Here is an 18,979-nt window from a genome sequence, read left to right as displayed (position 1 = left end):
AGCCAAGACTAAATATGAATTGGTTCCACCATGTAGTGAAATGTAGATTCAAAACATAACAATTTTCCTTTTTGAACCTAGCCCTAGACAGGAGGTAAATAGCTTGAACTTTTCTGTAACAAAGAGCCAAACACTTCCAAACATTTTTGTAAAAAAAATTCTCTAACCTTATTCACTAGCTTTTAATATTACATTCTCATCACCTAACAGCACTTTCATACCAGATAAAAAGTCTTTACTTGAGTTCACATGATAATCTTGAGATAAATGAATCGTTTGTTGGGTGCGCTCGTAATACAAAATTACAGGTATCTTACCCGTATGATCAAGAAGTAAGCTCTTCACTTTTGTTAATATCTTTGATTCCTCCTGTTCAGCTGTAATCCTTAAAAAGAGAGCATCTCTTTCTTTCTTCATATCAAGAGAATGGACTGCTGCAGCTTTCTCGACAATTAGTTGAATTCGCTCTTTTGTATGATCAAAGCGCCCCTCCAGTAGAACAAGTTTTCCTTCGTCAAAAACTTGTCCATGATTTTTCCAAGCCCGAGGAAAAATAATTAATTCACATTGTCCAGATTCATCTGTAATCGCTGAGAAAGCCATGCCTTCCCCTTTTTTTGTTTTAATTTTTTTAACTTGTGAGACAAGTCCTGCCACCCTGACTGTTCCTTTTCTTGTTAACGCTTCATGTACAGTGACACGTCCTACTGCTTGTAGTTTTTCATTCCACACTTCAATTGGATGTCCTGACAAATAAAAACCTAATGCTTCTTTTTCATAATCTAATTTTTCTTGAATGAGGAAAGGCTCTACTTTCCGGTAATTGGGTGGCTGCAAATCTAAAGTAAAAAGCCCCTCTGTCTCATTTTGAAAAGAGTTCACTTCGCTTGCGAAACGAATCGCTTCTTCGATAGCGTATAGCAAGGTAGCACGATCCTCTTTAAACTCATCCATGGCTCCTGCTTTTATTAGATTTTCTAGTGCTTTTTTATTGACAACTTTCTGATCAACTCGAACAGCAAAGCTAAATAAATCAGAAAATGCTTCTTTTCTTCCTTCTTGGACAATAAGTCTTGCCGCTTGTAATCCGACATGAGCAATTGGCAGTAGCCCATAGCGAATCCCTTGGCCTTCTATCGAAAAGAGAATATGACTCTTTGAAACAGAAGGAGGCAAAACATCGTAACCTGCATCTTTACACTCACGAATATGATGAGCCAATTTATCATGTTGGTTCCAGACCCCAGATAAAAGAGCCGTGTAAAAAGCAAGCGGATAATTGACTTTTAGATACGCTAAATAATAACTAATCATGCTGTAGGCTACGGCATGACTTCGGTTAAAGCCGTAATCAGCAAATCTCTCAATTAGCTCATAAACTTCTTCTGCGACTTGTTTTGAATAACCTTTTGAGCTAGCTCCTTTTATAAAGGCATCGCGCAGCTCGTCTAATTCTAATTTTTTCTTCTTGCTGATGGCCCTTCTAAGGATGTCTGCTTCTGCAAGTGAGAAACCAGCCATAGTTGAAGCGATTTCCATGATTTGTTCTTGGTAAATCAAGACACCATACGTTCTTTTTAAAATCGGTGCTAAGTCGCGATGAGCAAATGTTATCGGCTCATTTCCATGTTTCCCTTTTACATAAGTTGGAATAAACTTCATCGGTCCTGGACGGTATAATGCATTAACCGCTACAATATCTTCAAATTCTGATGGTTTTAATTGCTTTAAAACCTGTCTCATTCCAGCTGATTCCAGCTGAAACACCCCAGTTGTTTCTCCCTCTCCTAACAAGGTAAAGGTCTTTTCATCATCAAGTGGCAAGTCGGACAGATTAACCTTAGTACCTGATTGTTGTTCGATTAATTTTGTTATACTCTCAAGCAAAGTTAAATTCCGTAATCCAAGAAAATCAAACTTAAGCAAACCTAACTTTTCAACGATATCCATCGTCGCTTGTGTCAAAGAAATCGTTGACTGTCCTGCTTGTAATGCCATTACTTTCGTCAACGGTTCACTGCTAATCACCACACCTGCAGCATGAGTAGATGCATGACGGGGGAGACCTTCTAGTTCCAGTGCAACCTCCCATAATTCCTTTACATCCTCTGATTGATGAATCATTTTTTGCAGTAGCTCACTATCAGCAAATGCTTTTGCTAATGTCATGCCGGAGGAAGCTGGAATTTGTTTGATTAATTGTTCAATCACAAATCCATCTGCCCCTAGCACTTTCCCAACATCTCTAATAACCGCTCTTGCCGCTAAAGTTCCAAACGTAATAATCTGCGCTACATGAGCTTTTCCGTATTTATTTTGAACGTAGGCAATGATCTCATCACGCCTGTGATCTGGAAAATCAATATCAATGTCTGGCATTGATATTCGTTCATGATTCAAGAAACGCTCAAATAAAAGCTCATAATGCAATGGGTCAATATTGGTAATTTGCAACACATAAGCTACTAAAGAGCCAGCAGCAGATCCCCTTCCTGGCCCAGTTAAAATGCCTTGTTCTCTCGCATATTTCATAAAGTCCCAAACGATTAAAAAGTAATCACTAAATCCCATTTGTTCAATGACGGCTAGTTCTTTCTCAAGTCGCTCCATTACCTCGTTTGATACAATCTCATAGCGGAGAGAGCAACCTTGTAGGCATAAGGCTCTTAAGAAATCAGTCGAACTCTGATTTTCTTCATTCGGATACTTAGGGAGCTTTGGCTGATCTAACTGAAGCTGAACTGAACATCTTGAAGCAAACAGCTGAGTTGCATGCAGAGCCTTTTCCTCCCCTTTGAAAAGTCCTTTTATTTCTTCAGGACTATGTAAGTAGTAAGAGGTTTCTTTTCTCTCAAGTCGATAATCTTCTATTTTAACATTTTCTTTAATAGACCGAATAACTTGATAGGCCTTTGCATCTTTTTCCTCTAAATAAAAACTAGGATGAGAAGCTAGCAAATTCAGTCCTGTCTCCTCAGAAAGCACCTTTATGCTTTCGTATTTTTCCTTGTCCTGCTCCATACCAGCTTGTAACTCTAAAAAGCAATCTAATTGATTTTTAGCTCCTAGCCATTCTCTTATCCATCCGCTTGCTTGGTCAATTCGATTCTGAATAAGAAATGATGAGAGGGGGCCACCACTAGATGGAATGACAACAATTAAGTCATCCAAGTATGGGATGACCTCATCTCTTGCTAGGTAAGACTTCTTTTCTGGTTTATGTCCAATGATTGTTGAGAGTTTAAGTAAGTTTATATAGCCATTTTGATTTTTTGCATACACTCGAATCAATACCATTTCACTAGAATCAATACTGCTTTCTTGTTCTATTGTCAGTTCTAAACCAAAAATTGGTTTTACATGATGGTCTAAACAGGCTTCATAGAAAGGAACAGCTCCATACATAACATGTCTGTCACAGAGTGCCAGTGCCTTATAACCAAGTTCTTTCGCTCTTTTAACGAGGGGTTTTATACGATTAGTCGAAGATAGAAGACTGTATTCACTATAAATATGACTTAGGACAATCTCCATTCCAACCTCATCCCTTTCCTTATTTGTTCCTCTAGTATAGTACATATTTGCCTTAGTTGAACATGTGAGTGCCTAAGGAGTTTATGTTTCTAGTCATAATTTCTGGCTTCTTGTCTTATATATAGTATGGATAAGCATTAGAGGAAGTAAAAGTTGATCTTTCGTTTTATTGAAAACTTCCCTTTCCTAGGTGTCCTCCCCGGTGAAATCGCCCATTCATAGAAGGCAAACTAGAGCTCGGGCCTTTAAATCTCAAAAAATGCTAACCGCTTTTTGTCTATACACTAATAGGAAAGAAAGGTGAAACCATATGTTGACTCGTGAACTTCTTGCTACACTCATAATTGATTTCTTTGTTGCCTTTGGTGTCATCATTGGTGGAGCTATTATTGGCGGGATCGGAGCCTTTTTAATAGGGAAACCGCCATTATCGGCCATGCATGATTTAGCAGGTAGCTTAAAAATATGGGCGATTGTCGCAGCGATTGGGGGAACTTTTGATGCGATTACGAATATTGAGCGGGGACTTTTTTACGGTACACATGATGATATTTTTAAAACAGGATTTATGATCTTGGCTGCTTTGTGTGGAGCACATTCGGGTACCGTCTTTATCCAATGGATCGTTGGGGAGTCGTTACCTTCATGAGGATCCCTCCCTTTTTTCAACGACGTACCGTTCAACGTTTTTTTGCTGGGATCATACTGGGAGTTTTCATTGGTTGGTTCTTTTTCATTTATCAATACGGACAAGTTTACGAAGGGTTAATTGTTCGAATCTCTGAACAAGAAGCTACAATTACAGACCTTGAAAAAAATATTAAAATACTAGTAAGTGAACAAACGAAGTTGAATAAAGAAAATCAAAAAAAACTGACTCTGCAGGAAATTGAAATCCATTTTATTAATAACAATAAGATTAGGCTGAACCAACTTACCCTATTAGACCTAAAGCAACAAGTTTTAAATGAATTACAATACATTAAGAGAAAAGACCTCGAAACGATTGCGAATATGAAGGAGTTAATGATTAGTACGATAGAGAATAAAGTGTTTCCTGTTGAAGATAAGCGCTATCAACTTGACATTAAAGATATCTTCCTATATACGACGCTTGAACTTCATGTAGAAGTTATACCATCAAGTTAATCATTCACAATTTTCTGAACTTTTTTAGTTGTCGGTTTCTGACTAGCTGATTTTACTGTATAATCAATGTGTATCCACTCAAATAGGAGGGTTTAAATATGGATTTAACCGGAAAAGAAATGGTGATTAATCGTAAAGAAATGGCATTAAAAAAGGTTGAAAAAATCAAAAATGGGTTATCGGCGTTTGCTGAATCAAAAGAAGTAGTTGAGATCATTCGTAAGGAGCTAGAGCAAGATGGCATTGCCGTCCACGAAGATATTACAGAGGTTGGATCTTGGTTTATTCCAGCTAAAAAATGATAAAACCCTTTAAAAGGGGGATTGAATGACTGCGTCTATGCTCTCTTCAATTCCCTCTTTTACTTCTTATTGGCAAATCATTATTAACTTTGATACGATCTCTTCGGTTTCATCCCACGAATAGGCCGTCGCACCAGCCGCCATTGGATGCCCCCCACCATGATGTTCGGCTGCTATGCCGTTAATAATTGGTCCTTTCGAACGAAGCCTAACGCGGATTCGGTCCTCATCCTCAACAAAGAACACCCAAGCTTTTAATCCTTCGACATCAGAAAATGTATTAACAAGCTGTGACGATTCATTCGAAGTCACTTGAAACTGTCTTAAAACCTCTGCAGTTAAACGCATGACACCCACTTGTCCAACTATCAAAAAATGTTGCAAGACATAACCTTGCAAACGTGTCATCTTTAAATCTTTCTTATGTAAATTGGAATAAAAAGCAGTTTGGTCAAATGTTTGTTTAACAAGTAAGCTCGTTCTTCTTAGCGTTTCGGCTGTTGTGTTATTATACCTGAAACGACCGGTATCACCCACTATACCAGCATATAAAAGCAAGGCAGATTCAGAGCTTAGATTGTAGCCATTTTTCTCGCCTTGAACTAAAAATTCAACGATCATTTCACTTGTCGAACTATAAGAAGGATCAACCCACACAATGTCACCATAAGGCTCTTCATTCGGATGATGATCAATCTTTATTAAACACATTCCTTGGTTAAAGCGTTTGTCATCAACTCTTTCGGTATTAGCTGTATCACAGACAATAACCAGAGCCTGTTCATATTCACGATCTGAAACTTGATCCATTTCACCTAAAAAAGCTAATGACGGCTCTTCTTCTCCTACTACAAACACTTTCTTTTCTGGAAATCTTTCTTTAATAACACGGGCTAATCCCAACTGCGACCCTAACGCATCTGGATCAGGTCGTTCATGTCTATGAATGATAATCGTCTTAAATTCTTTTATTTTAACTTGAATGTCTTCAATCATTTTCTCACTCTCCTGTTTGTTCACGGATCCTCCACTGGCAAAATCACCGCGATCAATATACAATTGCTACTATAACGCATTTGAAAAGGATCATGCAATAGCATACTCACTAGGTACGTCTGTTACAAAGAACCATTACAGTGGCGACGAAATTTCCCTTGCTAGAGTTCACTAATTTGCATGTAAATTATTTTAAAATAGGAGGGTCATTTTTTTATGGACAAACTACTAACGATTATTATTGTGATTTCAGCCGTTTTCTTTATGTATAACAAATTTAAATTTTGGCGTGCTTCGGAATCGTTATTAAAACGAATTTACCAGACTAAGTCGACCTTTGCTCTTGGCTTCTTTCTTACAGCATTCGGTGCAAATCTGCTCATACACCCTAGAAGTACAATAGATTTTGTAGTTGGAACTATTTTTGCGATACTTGGTCTAGCCAATGTTATCTATGGTTTTCGTGCGTCCCGTCATTATATTGGACAATTAGATCAATAACACTAAAGCAACCTCCCTAAGCAATGAGCAAACCCATTACAAGGGCACAGAAAAAGGTACGATTTCCACCTTTTTCTGTGCCCTTTTAGCAATGAGCGGAACCGTTGCTTTGTTTTAAAGCCTGCTATGAGTGGGGTTTCTCATAGCAGGTGCGCAACGTGTGGAGCCATTGCTGCTTCCTCGAATCTGCTAAATCGGACTTTTTCAGTGGCCTCCCCTTTACTTAGGGGGTTACTAGTTTAATCAATCAATTGCACCATCATTAACGCTTTGCCGACAATATCGTCGCCGTGATAGAGTTCAACATCAATCTTACCGTTTCTTCTTCCGCTTTCAAGAATTTTCGGTCGGATCGTCATAATGCTGTCAATTTGAACAGGCTTAATAAAGTAAAGAGTAATATTTTCTACAACTAAATCACCCTTTTTAAATTTTCGTAACACCCTTCGCCCAACTTCTGTCACTAAGGTTGTAAGCACTCCATATGATATTGTTCCTAATTGATTTGTCATCTGCGGAGTCACTTCACACTCAAAAATTAATTCTTCCGTCGAGACATCACGTATACGACTTGTGACAATATCCTCAATAGTCTCACCGATATGGGGCTGGCGTTGAACCATTTGCAGAGCCTTGAGAACATCTTGTCGACTAATTACACCGAGAAGCTTTCTTTGACTATCAATTACAGGCAAGAGTTCAATTCCTTCCCAAACCATTACATGGGCAGCTGCCGCTACAGATGTCCGTTCATTTACGGTAATGGGGTTACCTGTCATCACCTTTTCAATCGGTGTTTGTTTCGTCGCTCCTAGCACATCTTTTGCTGCAACCATGCCCTTGATTTTCAAATTTTGATCAATAACAGGATAACGACTATGCCCTGTTTTTTCATTTAGGTCATGCCATTTCTCGACCGTATTTTGAGTGGTCATATAATACGTATCTTGGAATGGAATTAACACATCATCGACAAGGACGATTTCCTTTTTAATCAATTGATCATAAATGGCCCGGTTAATCATCGCCGCCACGGTAAATGTATCATAGCTTGTCGAAATAATTGGTAACTCTAATTCATCAGCAAGCGCTTTTGCCTCATCACTCGTATCAAAGCCCCCTGTGATTAGGACTGCCGCCCCTGCTTCAAGGCCGACTTTATGAACTTGATCGCGGTTTCCTACGATAAGTAAATTGCCTGCTTCTACATACCTCATCATCGCATCTAGTTTCATTGCACCAATGACGAAACGATTTAATGTTTTATGAAGGCCTTCCCGCCCACCTAGGACTTGTCCATCGACAATATTTACGACTTCTGCATATGTAAGCTTTTCAATATTATCTTTCTTTTTCTTTTCAATTCGAATCGTCCCTACACGTTCAATGGTACTAACTAAACCTTGGTTTTCCGCTTCTTTAATTGCTCTATAAGCTGTTCCTTCACTTACTGTAAGTGCCTTCGCAATTGAACGTACTGATATTTTCTCTCCAACAGCTAAATTTGTAATATATTCAATGATCTGCTCATGCTTTGTAGCCATGATAGCCACCACACTTTCACTCGGCTGTTCTACCGAAATTCTTTACCTGTATTAATAAATATTATACGTGTGAAAGAAGCGACTATCAAGGCTCTCCTTCTTAACTTCTTAACTTTGTTCGCACTTGCTCTTTCTTTCCTATAGATACAGTTCTCCGTACTTCTTCATTTTTTCGATATAACAGCTGTAATCCATTACCACAAATGACTAAAACTGCAAAAGTAATCCATATCGAAGCAAAGAGTTGATCGATCCCCCATCCCGTTAAAGGTAGATACTCAACCCCATAAATCAGCAAAGCTACAGACAACAAAAAGCACATGAAATATCTTTGTCTCATTTCAACCCCTCCGATTCATACTTAATAATATGTGTTTTTGAGAAAAAAAGACCAAGCCCCCTGTTAAAGACTTAACGTAGAGCCACATTTTCTAATAGCGTTCGAAGTGATCAAGTACTCTCTAGCCTGTTGTAACAAACGAGAAAACGACTTAGAACAACCGCAGACCGCGAGTTTTAAGTCGTTTTTTTCGTCAAATATTGATTATAAATCAATCGATTCTCCTACTTTTAATGCAAGACCTTTTTTACCCGATAAATTTTCAGCAAATTCAACTGGATCTTGTTCAATGACAGGAAATGTATTGTAGTGTATCGGTACTACTCGTTTGGCTTGTAACCATTCAGCCGCAATCGCAGCATCTTCTGGTCCCATCGTAAAATTATCACCTATTGGTAAAAATGCAAGATCAATCGTATTTCGTTCGCCAATCAATTTCATATCGCTAAAAAGAGCTGTGTCTCCCGCATGGAAAATGGTTTTACCTTCAGCTGTAAACAACAATCCTGCAGGCATTCCGGTATAAACAATTTTTTGTTCTTCCTCAATGGTATAAGATGAACCATGAAAGGCTTGCGTAAGTTTCACCGTTCCAAAATCAAATTGATGAGAGCCACCAATATGCATCGGATGAGTTCGCACACCTTGCCAGCTTAAGTATGTAGATAATTCAAAAGGCGCTATCACTAATGCGTCATTGCTTTTTGCTAATGCTACTGTATCTCCCACATGATCATTATGTCCGTGAGTCAAAAGAATAACGTCGACCTTTACTTCGCTTGGATCTAAATCCGTTAGACCGTTTCCTGTTAAGAATGGGTCAATAATTAATTTTGTTCCTTGCGTTTCAATGTAAACAACTGAATGTCCATGGTAGCTAATTTTCACTAGTATCGACTCCTTAATAAAATTATTTCCCTTCTCCCATATCATTTAATCATTTTCGGTGAAAAAGGTATTCATCTCCTCTTCTCCTACTCTTTCTTATTCTATCATATGATGGTAAATTAAGAATAATCAAAAGATTGAAGGAAGTGTTCATTATGTACGACAACGATTACAGTCTTATAAACATTGGTTGAAAGAAAACGATGTAGCTTTTGGCTTTATCCAAGGCAAAGCTAATTTGTTTTATCTAACAGGGTTTCGTTGTGAACCTCATGAGCGATTAATAGCGATTTTTGTTTTCCAAGAAAATGAGCCATTTTTAGTTTGTCCTAATATGGAAAAATCGTTTGTACAACAAGTAGGTTGGGAGTTTCCAATTATCAGTTATAGCGATCACGAGAACCCCTGGGACATAATTACTCAATGCCTGGCTTCTTTTGCTTTCAGAGGTAGCAATATAGCAATAGAAAAGGAAGGCCTTTCTGTAGCTAGGTACGAGCAATTACAACAGCTTTCACCAACGCTTAGCTTTATTAATTGTGACCAAGCTCTCATGGAACTTAGACTGATTAAAAGCGATGAGGAAATTTCCATCCTCCGTGAAGCAGCTAAACTAGCTGATTTTGGAATAGAGGTCGGTATTCATGCCTTGCAATGTAAACGATCAGAAATCGACGTTTTAGCATTAATTGAGTATGAATTAAAGAGAAAAGGAATTGTCGAAATGTCCTTCGGTACTTTAGTACTAAGCGGGAAACAATCAGCCAACCCTCATGGTAAGCCAAACATGAAAAAGATTGAAATAGGAGATTTTGTTTTGTTTGATCTAGGAGTCGTTCTAGATGGCTATTGTTCTGATATTACAAGAACGGTTCTATTTGGCCAGCCAAGCGAAGAACAACAAAGAATTTATTCAACAGTTTTAAAAGCGCAAGAAGAAACATTGAGCATCTGCCAAGAAGGTACTATTTTAGGAGACTTAGATCGTAAGGCAAGATCGATTATTACAACAGCCGGCTATGGGGACTTTTTTCCACATCGGATCGGTCATGGCCTTGGAGCTGAAGTTCACGAACTTCCATCACTTAATGAATTGAATTCCGATCGTTTAAAAGTCGGAATGACATTTACGATCGAACCTGGAATCTATATACCTAAAATCGGTGGTGTTCGAATTGAAGATGATGTACTTATTACAAATTCAGGGTATGAATGCTTAACAAACTATCCAAAGGAATTGCAAATCATCAAAGAATGATTCTGTCATAGACAATCCAAGGATTTTATATGTATTAGTCCAAATTTTTCAAAACTTTAATCTTTGAACAAAGGTGGTCTTATTGTGATCACCTATTCTAATAAACGACCTACTTAAAGAGTTATCATAGCATGCAAACAAAGAAAAAGACGCATTAGACCGTGTCCATCATGCGTCTAACCAAACCTATAGTAAGATTCTAATCATAGTAGAAACAATGAGATCACTAGTATCTATTCTGAATTAGCATGAATCCAACCCACCGACAATTCAATCCTCGTAAGATCGCTGAACTTACGATTCCCAAACCCATGTATATAACTTTCCTTCTCCATTCATAAAGCGAATGTCGATACGATCTAGTTCTGGGAATTGTGATTCCTTCAATCTTTGGACATAATGATTGACATCTTCTTGCTCATCCAAATTTAGTACCCGAAGAATGTTCTCCATTTTTTCTTTTGCTTCGTCCCCTTTAATCACACGTTCCCCTTGTTCGTATTCATATTGACTTGGACTATCATATTCCCACTCATACTCAACCCCATTTTCGACAACCGTAATACGGATAGAGAAAAGGGTCATAAGCTCTGTCCCAGATGCACTTACCGGGCTAACTAGCACTATCAACAGTAAGGACAAAATGATTGGAAGCATACACCACTTCTTCTTCATGTACATCACCTCATTTTTAACATGCACATAAATTGGTATATTATTCATTAATTTTATTCTTAATACGTAAGGATAGATCGCATATTGCACTTATGATCGGTTGACTCCTCATAGCAACCTACATATCTTTAACGATACCGATGAATGACATCGACTCCACCAGTTACTTCTAATACGGTGCCTGTCACCATGTCGGCATTTTCTTCACATAAAAAAAGAATAGCCCTAGCAATGTCTTCGCCTGTGCCGGATCGACCAATTGGAGTTTCACTGTCCAGATTTAGCCTTGCTTCCTCGATCGTCGCTTCCTTCATCTCGCCAAGAATATTCCCCGGACACACCATGTTTGCTGTAATCCCATATTCAGCTTCTTCTATAGATACTGTCTTCATTAAAGACACAAGACCCACTTTTGCTGCTGCATATGCAGAGCGATATATCCACCCAGGTGCGCTATTAGCTCCTTGGAATCCATATGTAATAACCCGACCGAAATGTTGCTTCCTCATAATCGGGACCACTTTTTTTAATAGCTGATAGACAGCGGTTAAATTTCCTTCAATCATATTGTGCCATTCATCATTTTCATAATCGACTAATTTTTTTCGCTCGAACACATATGGTCCGGCATTATTAATGAGTAGGTCAATTCGATTGAAACGATTAAAAGCAACATCGACTGCCCGGTTAATTTCCTCCTGCTTTGTCACATCAGCTTGAACAAATTGAAGATGCTGCTTATATTGGTTCCATCTTTGTTGCAATTTTTTCACAGCTTCTTCATCACTTCTAAAGGTAACTGTAACAGAGTATCCATTTACTAGAAGTGCTTCCGTTACTTGAAGTCCCAGTCCCTTTGTTCCCGCTGTAATGAAGGCATGACGCATGAATTCCCCTCCTAACCCTATTCTTTCTTTAAAAGCGTGTTCAAAAAAGCTGAGGCAGAAGCTATACTTAATGCTTTGCCTGTATTCGTAAAGAGGAAAACATTCCCTTTATACATTCTTATTAGATCATACTATGTTTTTATCTGATAGTAAAAAAAAGAGACTGACTTAAAAATGATCTAAGCTGCTGATTAAAGCCACTATATCACTTATAAAGTCAATCTCTGTTTTTAATATTTCGTTTTCTCGTATTGATGATCCATTTCATCCTGATGTCTCTGTTCATCATGTGTACCATGATTATAGGAATCCATCACTTGTTGATGTACCGTCATTTCACCATCCGCATCATACGTTGCATTCGATAACTTATGTTCTTTCATCAAAGGCGTGCCTCCCCTTCTAAGAAAATTATTTACTTAGTTAGTATTGGCACAAACAAATGTATTATGTGGAGAATAAATTAAGCTTCACTTGAAACAACCAAGCATTTCTCGGCTTTATCTAAAGCGATTTTTACTTGATCGAATCCTGTTCCCCCAGCACTATTTCGGCGAGCGACAACCGTCTTCGGATGTAAGACATCGTAAATATTCTCTTCAAATAACTCACTAGCTTCTTTATAGTCAGAGAAAGGTAAGTCAAGTAAAAAAACACCTTTTTGAATGGCAACGAGTACTAGCTTTCCAACTACTTCATGAGCCTGACGGAAAGGCATTCCTTTTGTTGCTAAATAGTCAGCAAGCTCTGTCGCATTTGAGAAGTCTTGGTGTACGGCTTTTTCCATCGTATCAGTATTGACTGTCATCGTCTCAATCATACCAGCAAAAATATTTAAAGAACCTTTTACGGTTTCAACAGTGTCAAACATCCCTTCCTTATCCTCTTGCATATCTTTGTTGTACGCTAAAGGTAAGCCTTTCAATGTTGTTAAAAGGGAGAAAAGGTTGCCGTAGACACGACCTGTTTTACCACGAATTAACTCCGCCATATCCGGATTCTTTTTTTGCGGCATAATGCTGCTACCTGTTGCAAATGTATCATCCATTTCAATAAATTGAAATTCTTGTGTAGACCAAAGAATCAGTTCTTCGCATAGGCGAGAAAGATGCATCATTAAAATAGAAGACGCACTTAAAAATTCAACAATGAAGTCGCGATCGCTAACAGCATCAAGACTATTGTTATAAATATCATCAAACCCTAATAGCTCAGCTGCATAAGCGCGGTCAATTGGAAAAGTTGTACCAGCTAACGCTCCAGCTCCTAGAGGAGAAATATTTAAACGCTTTAAGCTATCTTCATATCGACCAAAATCACGCTCTAACATCCAGAAATAAGCAAGCAAATGATGGGCAAATGAAACAGGCTGTGCACGCTGAAGATGAGTATAGCCAGGAATTAACGTTTCTACATGATTCGTTGCTTGATTATACAATGCCTCTTGTAGCTTTTTCACTGCAGACATAATTTCTTTCGTATTATTGCGTAAATAAAGATGCATATCCGTTGCAACTTGGTCATTACGACTGCGCCCTGTGTGTAACTTTCCACCTACTGGTCCAATTTCATCGATGAGCATTTTCTCAAGATTTAAATGAATATCTTCTTCTGAAACAGAGAACTCAAGCTCTCCTTTTTTCGCTTTCTCACGAAGAATATTCAAGCCTGATTTAATTTGCTCAACCTCTTCTGCTGGAAGAATGCCACACTTGCCAAGCATCGTAACATGTGCAAGACTTCCCTCTATGTCTTCATCGACAAGCGCCTGATCAAAGCCGATCGATGCACCGAATGCATCGACCCACTCCTCAGCTGTCTTTGTAAAACGTCCCCCCCAAAGCTTAGACACTATTGAGTGACCTCCTTCTTCTCTTTGTTCACCATGCTGTTGACTTTTGTTGATAATCCCCATAGAGAGATAAAACCAACTGCTGCACTGTGATCAAATTCATCATCTGTTGAATACGTCGCAAGTTTCTCATTATAAAGTGAATACGGTGATTTACGTCCCTCAACGATCGCGTGACCTTTGAATAATTTCACACGAACGACTCCCGTTACTGTTTTTTGCGTTTCTGTTAAGAACGCTTGTAACGCTTTTGTAATAGGTGAGAACCATAACCCGTCGTAAATCACTTCAGATAGTTTCTTTGAAATAACTGGTTTAAAATGAGCTACTTCTTTTGTCAAAGTAATATCTTCAAGTTCTTTATGTGCTTTAATTAACGTCATCGCACCTGGACACTCATACACTTCACGAGACTTAATTCCAACAAGACGATTTTCTACATGGTCAATACGACCAACGCCATGTTTACCAGCAATTTGATTTAATTCAAGGATCAATTGATCTAGTTGATAAGACTTACCGTTTAATGTAACCGGAACTCCTTGCTCAAACCCAATTTCCACATACTCAGCTTGATCTGGCGTGTTCTCAATCGATGCAGTTAACTCATAAGCACCTTCTGGCGGAGTTGCCCATGGATCTTCAAGAATTCCACACTCGTTTGCACGTCCCCATAAGTTTTGATCAACTGAATACGGATTATCCAAATCTATTGGAATTGGAATATTATTAGCTTCTGCGTAAGCAATCTCTTCATCACGTGACCAGCCCCACTCACGAACTGGAGCCAACACTTTCAAATTAGGATTTAACGCTTGAATTGACACTTCAAAACGTACTTGATCGTTCCCTTTTCCCGTACATCCGTGAGCTACTGCGCTCGCTCCTGTTTGTTCAGCAATTTCCACTAACTTCTTTGAGATAAGTGGACGAGAAAGTGCTGAAACTAGTGGATATTTTTCTTCATACATTGTATGTGCTTGCAATGCAGGTAAAACAAAATCTAGAGCGAACTCTTTTTTCGCGTCAATCGAATGTGATTCAATGGCACCCACATCTAAAGCTTTTTGTTTAACGAAGTCTAAATCTTTACCTTCTCCTACATCCAACCCGACTGCAATAACATCATAACCTTTATCTGCTAACCATTTAATTGCGACTGAAGTATCTAAACCACCTGAATATGCTAATACTACTTTTTCTTTGCTCATCTCTCATAACCTCCAATGAATATTAATACTACAAATATTATTTTTATACATCCTTATTCAAAAAAATGAGTGCTTCGATTACTCGCACCAATTTGCATAAAACCAAATACAATTCTTATTAATATTCATTACTTTAACAGGGGTGCTTGGTTTTGGCAAGTAATTTTTTTCTTTTTTTAGTTGTTTTTCATTCCATTTTTCTAGAACATTCGTTATGATCTAAATGAGGTGAATACAAATGAGTGTAGAGTTTATTTATGATTCACGTCTCTGCCTTTCGCTTCCTAGTTTGCATGGTTCTTGGAAAGAATTAAACGAAAAAAGTCAAGAACAGATCTTAGCCAAATGGGAATCGATTAGAGGGACCATTCCAGATCGTATAAAAGAGATTGAAGAAGAAATTGAAACGGTTCATGAACAGTTAACTCGAGAAGAGGATTTCGAGCGTTCATGCGAATTAAATTTAGAAATGGCTGAGCTTGCATCAGCTATAAATGACTTGTGGATATGGTTTCGTTTAACCCCTTCTTTGACAACATAAGTTTACATGCTTGTATTGTTGCCTGTTTTTCTTAAATCAATCGAAGAGTATGTGCTTAAACTGCAAAAAGGCTGTCGGAGAAATTTCCCAACAGCCTCTTATTTGGTTACATGTCTTCTAATAACCTTCTTTTTTGATAAAAGCGTTGTCCAATTTCAATAACTTGTTGAGAGAAGCGGTAGTTCATTCCCGCACCAACCGCCATTCCTACGAGCGGGACTCCTTGAATCATCTTTTTTCTAAGCATCGTAATGACAAAGCTTTTTGCCAGTTGATTCATTAATTGCGCTAAACTAGATTCTTGAAAGATAGCGTCGTCACCTTGATAAAAAACATGATCGTGGTCTTGTTGCTCCACTTCTTGAACTAACTTCTCCCATTCTATTAATTGATAGGATTTAGGAGCTGTTGCGACATAGAAAAGCTTTAATAAATTGACCATTTCAATTGGTCGTCTTACATCATATCCGTACACTAAGGCTAATTGCTGTAAGGATCGCAGTTGAATAACAGCAAGAGCAGGTAAATCGGCTAGTAACAAGAATGCCCCTCCCATTCCTGTTAAACCTCCTTGTCCTAAAGCAAAGAGCCGTTGTTTAGCCATTAACTGTTCGGCTAAATAATCCAATTGTTCAAGTGGAAGATTTTGCAACTCTTCAATTGTTGTCATATGAGGATCGAACATACGTGCATGCGAAATGACTCTTTTTTTCGTTTCCTCATAAGACCGGCTATGTTGTAGCCATGCATGCAAATGGATTAAGCATGAGTCCATTTTTTCTAACCACTTTTGCTTACGCTTATTTCCTAATTGATTAAATAATCGTTCATTCCATTTGTTATAAGTACCAGTAAGATCTGTAGCATCATAGGTGAAAAACGTTTCTTCCCATTCCTTAACTTCATTCCATCTTTGATTCATCATTATCCCTCTTTATTCGTATACATTTTCCTCTTAAACATAGGCGAGTACGTCCAGTCTTCGTTAGAACGTTCCTGAACCATTTCCAAAGCATGTAGCATCGTATTCATCTGCTTAATATGGTGGAAAAAGATTGCTTCTGCCGTTTTGGGTGATACCGTACTTCCGAACCCTTCGCTAACACTTCCAAACTGACTTGCTATACAATGCTTTACTCTCAATAATTCAACATTACTCCTTGGAATCCCTGCTTCTTTTGCAGCGTCATTGAGGAGTTCAAGTCCGAGAGTAATATGCCCTATGAATTCCCCAGCTGTCGTATAGTCAGGGGCTACAGCTTCTGTAAATAGCTCTGTCTTTCCTAGATCATGTAATAAACAAGTTGATAGAACAACATCTCTATTGACGTGAGGGTAAAGCGGAAGCAATTGTAACGCACACCCTGTCACATGAACGATATGATCAAGCAATCCTGCGTAATAAGTATGATGATAGTTTTTAGAAGCTGGAATGGTCGTTAATCGCTCTCTAATAGTCTTTTCGCTAAAAAGAGATTTTATAATAGATCTAAGCGTTTTTGATTGTACTTCTTCCATCATAAGTCGTAACTCATGCCAAAGCGCTTCTCTTTGAACTCCTTCTCTCGAAATTAACTCTGAGACTTTTACTTCGTCTTCTTCTGTAGCTAAACGGATGCGATTTATATTTAATTGCAACTGTCCACGATAGGTTATGACCGTACCCTCTACTTTAACAATCGACTTTCGTAAAAATTGTTGCTTTTGTTCTATAGTAATATCCCATAATCGCGCCAGCATAACATGTAAGTTGCGCTCTATCGTAAGATTTGCATATTCGCTACCATTAGATGCTTGCTTAATTTCACGTTCTTTGATTAGAAAAAAATCTGTTATCGTCTCTCCCTCTTGCCATTGAACCACCAACAATCCCCCCATTCGCTTGTCTACATTCTATGCGACAGAGAAAGTTTTCAGTCTTATGATAACGCCCTCTTTAAACAAAAGTAAAGAAAGAGAAACTACAGCCTTAGCGCTCCTTCATTCCCTGTATATTTCAAAGTAATGATGCAAGTATAAATTATACCTATGAAAGCCCGCTATGAGTGATTTATAGCGGGCTTGTTCGAGGTTATTATTATTCAGATAATCGCACTGTATCGCGCGCAATCATAACTTCTTCGTTGGTCGGTATGATTAAAACTTTAACCGGCGAATGTGGATAGTTAATAAAAGCTTCTTTTCCACGAACCTTATTTAAAGCTGGATCCCAATAAACGCCCATGAATTCAAGTCCTTTTAAAACACGTTCACGAATAACATCACTATTCTCACCAATTCCAGCCGTGAAAATAATTGCATCTACTCCACTCATACGTGCCGCGTATGAACCTACATATTTATGAATTCTTGAAGTGAACACTTCTAAAGCGAGTTCGGCACGTTCGTTTCCAGCGGCTGCTTCTCCTTCAATATCACGAAGGTCACTAGAGAATCCAGATACCCCTAAAAGTCCGCTACGCTTGTTTAACGTATCGAGCACTTCATAAGCATCTTGACCAGTCTTCTCCATAATATAAGGAATTAACGCTGGATCAATATTACCAGAACGCGTCCCCATTGTTACACCTGCAAGAGGGGTAAAGCCCATTGATGTATCAATTGATTTACCGCCTTCAATTGCTGCAATGCTCGCCCCATTCCCTAGATGACAAGAAAGCAAACGCAATTGCTCAAGAGGGCGACCTAATAATACTGCAGCACGCTCTGAAACATATTTATGAGAAGTACCATGGAAACCATACTTGCGAACACCAAAATCCTCATAATACTCATATGGCAAACTGTATAAAAAAGATGACTCTGGCATCGTTTGATGAAACGCTGTGTCAAATACCGCTACAGCTGGAACATTGGGTAAAACTTCTTTAAATGCTTTAATCCCTACTACGTTCGCAGGGTTATGTAATGGGGCAAGCTCAGAAACTTCTTCAATACCTGTTAATACTTCATCTGTAATTAGAACAGAGTCACTAAATTTTTCTCCTCCATGAACAACACGATGGCCAATTCCATCTATTTCTTCTAGCGATTGAATGATTCCAAGTCCCGTTAGCTTTTCAAATAACGTTTTCACTGCAACTGCGTGATCAGGAATATCTAAAATTTCTTTATTCTTTTCACCGTCAACTTCAATCGTAAATACGCCATCTCCTAAGCCAATGCGCTCAACAAGACCTTTTGTTACTACTGTCTCCTCTGGCATATTTAATAATTGAAATTTTAATGATGAACTACCTGCATTAATTGCGATGATTCTTGCCATTCTTTAAATACAGCTCCTTCTTACGCTTTTCTACGT

The 18,979-nt window shown here is 38.4% G+C and carries 19 protein-coding genes; 6 read left to right on the top strand and 13 right to left on the bottom strand.

Features of this window, described 5'->3' with window-relative positions; genetic code table 11:
- Positions 1 to 168 precede the first annotated feature (168 nt).
- The gene (dnaE, locus tag LDX58_RS09570; protein WP_227936614.1) at positions 169 to 3,534 is read right to left on the bottom strand and encodes a DNA polymerase III subunit alpha; all 3,366 of its coding nucleotides are present in this window, start codon (positions 3,532 to 3,534) and stop codon (positions 169 to 171) included.
- 313 nt (positions 3,535 to 3,847) lie between these two features.
- Here dnaE and ytrH point away from each other — a divergent pair, with 313 nt between their 5' ends.
- From ytrH to LDX58_RS09555, 3 genes are all read left to right on the top strand, one after another.
- Positions 3,848 to 4,183, top strand: coding sequence for a sporulation membrane protein YtrH (gene ytrH / locus LDX58_RS09565; RefSeq protein ID WP_289623483.1), 336 nt, complete (start codon positions 3,848 to 3,850; stop codon positions 4,181 to 4,183).
- Positions 4,180 to 4,683, top strand: a complete 504-nt coding sequence (ytrI, locus tag LDX58_RS09560) for a sporulation membrane protein YtrI (RefSeq protein ID WP_227936612.1) — start codon at positions 4,180 to 4,182, stop codon at positions 4,681 to 4,683. Before ytrH ends, ytrI begins: the two co-directional genes overlap by 4 nt.
- A gap of 98 nt (positions 4,684 to 4,781) precedes the next feature.
- Positions 4,782 to 4,985: a YtzJ family protein gene (locus LDX58_RS09555; RefSeq protein WP_227936611.1), complete on the top strand. Its 204-nt coding sequence runs from the start codon at positions 4,782 to 4,784 to the stop codon at positions 4,983 to 4,985.
- A gap of 66 nt (positions 4,986 to 5,051) precedes the next feature.
- Here LDX58_RS09555 and LDX58_RS09550 read toward each other — a convergent pair whose 3' ends face one another.
- Positions 5,052 to 5,981 carry a DHH family phosphoesterase gene (locus LDX58_RS09550; protein ID WP_227936610.1) on the bottom strand — a complete coding sequence of 310 codons (930 nt, stop codon included), beginning with the start codon at positions 5,979 to 5,981 and terminating at the stop codon, positions 5,052 to 5,054.
- Between the two features lie 216 nt (positions 5,982 to 6,197).
- Here LDX58_RS09550 and LDX58_RS09545 point away from each other — a divergent pair, with 216 nt between their 5' ends.
- Positions 6,198 to 6,482 carry a YtpI family protein gene (locus LDX58_RS09545; RefSeq protein ID WP_227936609.1) on the top strand — a complete coding sequence of 95 codons (285 nt, stop codon included), beginning with the start codon at positions 6,198 to 6,200 and terminating at the stop codon, positions 6,480 to 6,482.
- Between the two features lie 239 nt (positions 6,483 to 6,721).
- On the opposite strand, the gene LDX58_RS09540 is transcribed toward LDX58_RS09545, so the two are convergent.
- From LDX58_RS09540 to LDX58_RS09530, 3 genes are all read right to left on the bottom strand, one after another.
- Positions 6,722 to 8,026 (bottom strand): CBS domain-containing protein, encoded by a 1,305-nt coding sequence (locus LDX58_RS09540; RefSeq protein ID WP_227936608.1) that lies wholly within the window; start codon positions 8,024 to 8,026, stop codon positions 6,722 to 6,724.
- A 100-nt stretch (positions 8,027 to 8,126) separates the two neighbouring features.
- Positions 8,127 to 8,366, bottom strand: a complete 240-nt coding sequence (locus tag LDX58_RS09535) for a hypothetical protein (protein WP_227936607.1) — start codon at positions 8,364 to 8,366, stop codon at positions 8,127 to 8,129.
- Positions 8,367 to 8,570: 204 nt separating this feature from the next.
- Positions 8,571 to 9,254: a metal-dependent hydrolase gene (locus LDX58_RS09530; RefSeq protein ID WP_227936606.1), complete on the bottom strand. Its 684-nt coding sequence runs from the start codon at positions 9,252 to 9,254 to the stop codon at positions 8,571 to 8,573.
- Positions 9,255 to 9,390: 136 nt separating this feature from the next.
- Here LDX58_RS09530 and LDX58_RS09525 point away from each other — a divergent pair, with 136 nt between their 5' ends.
- Positions 9,391 to 10,512 carry a M24 family metallopeptidase gene (locus LDX58_RS09525; RefSeq protein ID WP_227936873.1) on the top strand — a complete coding sequence of 374 codons (1,122 nt, stop codon included), beginning with the start codon at positions 9,391 to 9,393 and terminating at the stop codon, positions 10,510 to 10,512.
- Between the two features lie 294 nt (positions 10,513 to 10,806).
- On the opposite strand, the gene LDX58_RS09520 is transcribed toward LDX58_RS09525, so the two are convergent.
- The 5 genes from LDX58_RS09520 to LDX58_RS09500 all read right to left on the bottom strand — a co-directional run bounded on the left by LDX58_RS09520 (position 10,807) and on the right by LDX58_RS09500 (position 15,137).
- Positions 10,807 to 11,187 carry a hypothetical protein gene (locus LDX58_RS09520; RefSeq protein WP_227936605.1) on the bottom strand — a complete coding sequence of 127 codons (381 nt, stop codon included), beginning with the start codon at positions 11,185 to 11,187 and terminating at the stop codon, positions 10,807 to 10,809.
- 128 nt (positions 11,188 to 11,315) lie between these two features.
- The gene (locus tag LDX58_RS09515) at positions 11,316 to 12,074 is read right to left on the bottom strand and encodes an SDR family oxidoreductase (protein ID WP_227936604.1); all 759 of its coding nucleotides are present in this window, start codon (positions 12,072 to 12,074) and stop codon (positions 11,316 to 11,318) included.
- Positions 12,075 to 12,304: 230 nt separating this feature from the next.
- Positions 12,305 to 12,457, bottom strand: a complete 153-nt coding sequence (locus LDX58_RS09510; RefSeq protein ID WP_227936603.1) for a hypothetical protein — start codon at positions 12,455 to 12,457, stop codon at positions 12,305 to 12,307.
- Between the two features lie 80 nt (positions 12,458 to 12,537).
- Positions 12,538 to 13,926 (bottom strand): argininosuccinate lyase, encoded by a 1,389-nt coding sequence (argH, locus tag LDX58_RS09505; RefSeq protein WP_227936602.1) that lies wholly within the window; start codon positions 13,924 to 13,926, stop codon positions 12,538 to 12,540.
- A complete protein-coding gene (locus LDX58_RS09500; RefSeq protein WP_227936601.1) occupies positions 13,926 to 15,137 on the bottom strand; it encodes an argininosuccinate synthase in 1,212 nt (403 codons plus the stop codon). Before LDX58_RS09500 ends, argH begins: the two co-directional genes overlap by 1 nt.
- Positions 15,138 to 15,375: 238 nt before the next feature.
- Between LDX58_RS09500 and LDX58_RS09495 the strand changes: the two genes are divergently transcribed.
- Positions 15,376 to 15,678, top strand: coding sequence for a hypothetical protein (locus LDX58_RS09495; RefSeq protein WP_227936600.1), 303 nt, complete (start codon positions 15,376 to 15,378; stop codon positions 15,676 to 15,678).
- A 106-nt stretch (positions 15,679 to 15,784) separates the two neighbouring features.
- Here the strand turns inward: LDX58_RS09495 and LDX58_RS09490 are convergent, their stop codons facing one another.
- The 3 genes from LDX58_RS09490 to LDX58_RS09480 form a co-directional block, all read right to left on the bottom strand.
- Positions 15,785 to 16,600, bottom strand: coding sequence for an EcsC family protein (locus LDX58_RS09490; protein WP_227936599.1), 816 nt, complete (start codon positions 16,598 to 16,600; stop codon positions 15,785 to 15,787).
- Positions 16,601 to 16,602: 2 nt separating this feature from the next.
- Positions 16,603 to 17,541 carry a 3'-5' exoribonuclease YhaM family protein gene (locus LDX58_RS09485; RefSeq protein WP_227936598.1) on the bottom strand — a complete coding sequence of 313 codons (939 nt, stop codon included), beginning with the start codon at positions 17,539 to 17,541 and terminating at the stop codon, positions 16,603 to 16,605.
- A gap of 214 nt (positions 17,542 to 17,755) precedes the next feature.
- Positions 17,756 to 18,943 (bottom strand): acetate kinase, encoded by a 1,188-nt coding sequence (locus LDX58_RS09480; RefSeq protein WP_227936597.1) that lies wholly within the window; start codon positions 18,941 to 18,943, stop codon positions 17,756 to 17,758.
- Between the last annotated feature and the right edge of the window lie 36 nt (positions 18,944 to 18,979).

This window comes from Alkalihalobacillus deserti, from assembly GCF_020734105.1.
GTDB classification, from domain to species: domain Bacteria; phylum Bacillota; class Bacilli; order Bacillales; family Bacillaceae_D; genus Halalkalibacter; species Halalkalibacter deserti.
This window is presented reverse-complemented; position numbering and strand designations above follow the sequence as displayed.